Below are 2,218 nucleotides of genomic sequence, written 5' to 3'. Positions count from 1 at the left end.
CTTCATAGCCTTCAGAGATTTGCTTGTAGTAAATCACGAGAACAGCTCCTAGAAGGAAGATAACGGAGAGGAAGACACCGATGAATAGCAAGGTTCCGGTAAGTTCTTGATAGCTCTTTTCTGCGCTATGACGGTCACTGGCCATTGCGTAGCTACCATCTTGGGCCTGATCCTGATCCAAAGTATCTCTCAACGCCAGCTGGACTTGCTCGACAAACTTTTTACTGCCTTTAGTATCTGAAGCAATTCCAATGTAGTAGTAATGATCCACATCAAGATTAACCTCTTTGCTATCATTGACCACCATATAGAGACCCTGCTCCATGGCCACATCATTTGGATTAGGGATTTTCCCATGCGTGAAATTCGACGGTAAAAGCTGCTTAATCTTCCAGTCCTTGCCATTCACTCGGAGTGGCTTGTCCTTATTTAAGGAAATATTTTTTCCATAGACAAGAGTTTCATCGTCTGCCAAGTCTATCTTTTCCCCTGTCATTTTTTCATAATCCTGACGATTGATGACCGTAATCGTGCCTGCAGACTTGGTCAAGATACTTGTATCCGACTCCAGCTCGCTTTGCATTGGAACAGTGATAGCATTTCCAGCCAGTTTCATAATGAAGGCTGATTGGTAGAGATAGGTAGTATAGCTTGGCTTCTTCAGACCTGTGTCCTGAGCGACTTGCTGGACCTTGTCCAACAGAGCCTCCTTCAGATCGGTCGATTTCGGCAAGACGACGCTGACATTGTAATCCTTTGGATGCAAGGTAGTAATATAATCCTGACCTCCAACATAGATATTGATTGTACCAACCAGAGTCACTAAGAGCATGGTAGATAGAATGGAGATAGTTGCTAATCCTGCTGCATTTTTACGCATCCGCGAGATGAGATTGGAAACAGAAATGAAATTCTGCGTTTTATAGTAGTAGCCTTTGCGCTTTTTGAGAAATTTCAATAATGTAATTGAACCTGCATTAAAAAGCAGATAGGTTGCGATGATAACCATGACCACAGCTATAAAGAAATTGCCGATAGCAGCGACAGGTTTGGTGACAGTCAAAGCCATATAATAAGCCACACCCATGAGCAAGAGCCCCAGCAAGGTTTGTAGCAAAAGGAAGCGTCCCTTCTTCTCGCCAGCTTTCTTTTCTTTCATTAGGTTAAGAGAGCTATAGCGTAGAAGACGCAGAGAATTGAGCAACAATATCACCGCAAAAGCGACACCCAGACTGGCTAGAGTCATCCAAACATTCTGCCATTGGAAGGTCGAGGTAATAACGGCCGGCATTCCCATCAATTTCAAAAGGACTGCGTAAAGCATCTTGTCTAAAGCTAGACCAGACAAGACTCCCAGACCGACTGTAGCTAGATAAAAGACACAGAGTTCAAAGAAGGTCATGACTAGCAGATGCTTTTTCTCCATGCCCAGCAGACTATAGACTCCCAACTCTCGGGAGCGGTTTTTCATGACGAAGCTATTAGCATAGGTGATGAGGATAAGGACGGCAACCTGAATGACATGGATACCAAACTGCAAGGTCATGCGAGCTGCTGTACCACCATAAGAGGTCTCCATATTGGGGCTATGAGCCAGTGAAACAAAACTATACAAAATCGCTGTTGCCAGTATCGTCGCCAAAGCAAATGGATAATATAAACTGCGGTTTTTAACCAGGTTTGACAAAGCCAGTTTACTCGTTAGTTTGAACATAATCGCCCACCTCACTTGCCATAACTGTCAGAGTGTCAGAAATCTCTTGGAACATCTGCCGCTCGGTCTTGTTGCCGCGGAAGATTTGATTATAAAGAATCCCATCCTTGATGAAGAGCACCCGCTTGGCCCGACTGGCTGCCGAGGTCGAGTGGGTCACCATGAGAATGGTTTGACCGCGGGCATTAATGTCGTCAAAGACATCTAACAGGGCTGCCGAAGACTTGGAATCCAAGGCTCCCGTTGGCTCGTCCGCCAGCAGAATCTCAGGGTCTGTGATGATGGCTCGAGCCACTGCTACCCGCTGCTTCTGCCCACCGGAAATCTCATAAGGGAACTTCTCTTGGAGTTTATTTATCCCCAGCTCATTGCAGGTGGTGACCAGCTTTTGCATCATCTCGGTAATGGGACGACGCGAGAGCACCAGAGGCAGCAGGATATTATCCTTAACCGACAGGGTGTCCAGCAGGTTGAAATCCTGAAAGACAAAGCCTAATTTCTCCC

Annotated in this window: 2 protein-coding genes; both read right to left on the bottom strand. The window is 45.8% G+C overall.

Annotated elements, in window-relative coordinates; genetic code table 11:
* The coding region (locus STRDD04_RS06815; protein ID WP_062200553.1) for an FtsX-like permease family protein at positions 1–1,714 on the bottom strand (1,714 nt) is incomplete at its 3' end.
* Positions 1,695–2,218, bottom strand: a 524-nt coding sequence (locus STRDD04_RS06810) for an ABC transporter ATP-binding protein (protein WP_156469069.1), incomplete at its 5' end; no start/stop codon positions are given. The genes STRDD04_RS06810 and STRDD04_RS06815, both read right to left, overlap by 20 nt.

Source organism: Streptococcus sp. DD04 (genome assembly GCF_001578725.1).
Taxonomy (GTDB): domain Bacteria; phylum Bacillota; class Bacilli; order Lactobacillales; family Streptococcaceae; genus Streptococcus; species Streptococcus sinensis.
The sequence above is the reverse complement of the archived record's forward strand: the minus strand, read 5'-3'. Positions and strand labels throughout refer to the sequence as shown.